The sequence below is a fragment of the Pseudomonas sp. S36 genome (genome assembly GCF_016647875.1).
GTDB lineage: Bacteria > Pseudomonadota > Gammaproteobacteria > Pseudomonadales > Pseudomonadaceae > Aquipseudomonas > Aquipseudomonas parafulva.
In genome coordinates, this window is the sequence record NZ_JACVVG010000096.1 from 1 (window position 1) to 1,130 (window position 1,130).

Consider the following 1,130-nt stretch of genomic DNA (forward strand, 5'->3'; position numbering starts at 1 on the left):
CACCTCCCTCCGCAAGTCCTTCGTTCGGCCTCCTGAAGTCGCGAAGATCAACGGCGTTTTTCAAGGTAGTTGTCGCGTCCGCCGTCGTGCTACGCGACCTTCGTCACCACAGTCAGCGTTCTTTCAGGGTTCAAATACACCGTTCCTATGGGGCTCCAATTGCGGGTGATACCCGACCATCGTTCGGGTCGTTTGTCTCTGGCTTGGCGATAAATCGCATCGCGTCGAGCCAGGATTTCCCGGTCTTTTCCTTCGTGGCGTTGAGCCGGTGTCACGAAGCGGATTCGGCTATGACGATGCCCAGTGTTGTACCAGGCCATAAAATCTCTCACCCAGATACGCGCATCCTCCAGGCTGGCAAATCCACTCTGTGGCCATTGAGGACAGTATTTCAGCGTTCTGAACAGTGATTCAGAGTAAGGATTGTCGTTGCTGACGCGTGGCCGGCCACGAGAAGGCGTGATGCCCAGGTCATACATCTTGGTCAGCAGCGTCGCAGACTTCATTGGCGCTCCATTGTCCGAGTGAAGTACCAGCGGCTGCCACCAGCACTTCTCTTGAGTCACGCTCCGCTGCAGTAACGCAGCTGCATTTTCGCCATTTTCTGCCTCGTAAACTTCCCAGCCCACGGCCTTGCGGCTGTAGATATCTTCCATCAGGTAGAGGTAGTAGAACTTCCCGCGAACCGGTGACGGTAGGTAGGTGATGTCCCACGACCACACCTGATTAGCGGCTGTCGCCGCATAGGTGGTGGGTGCCTCATGACGATGCGGTCTCTTGGCTCGCGAGCGATGATGCTGTTGGCCTGCGGCATGCAGTACACGGTAAAAGGTCGCTTCTGAGGCCATGTATCGGCCCTCGTCAGCCAGCTGCGGCACGATCTGACTTGGCGGCAGATGTGCGTATGCCTTGCTGTTGCACAGCGCTACGATAGCTTGGCGCTCAAACTCACTGAGCGCGTTGCTGGGCGCAGGCCTCACGGTTGTGGTACGGCCATCAGCACGCATCTCATCAGGTAAGCTCCAGCGTTGTAGCGTTCGTAGCGAAATGCCGACCTCCAGACAAGCGGGGGGGCCGGGGGGGCCCCCCCCCGGGGGCGCCCCCCCCCAGCAGGGGGGCCGCCCCCGCCG

Annotated in this window: 1 protein-coding gene; it reads right to left on the reverse strand. The window is 59.3% G+C overall.

Annotated elements, in window-relative coordinates; all coding sequences use genetic code 11:
• Nucleotides 1–89 precede the first annotated feature (89 nt).
• The coding region (locus IAE36_RS23445) for an IS3 family transposase (RefSeq protein WP_442967490.1) at nt 90–1,130 on the reverse strand (1,041 nt) is incomplete at its 5' end.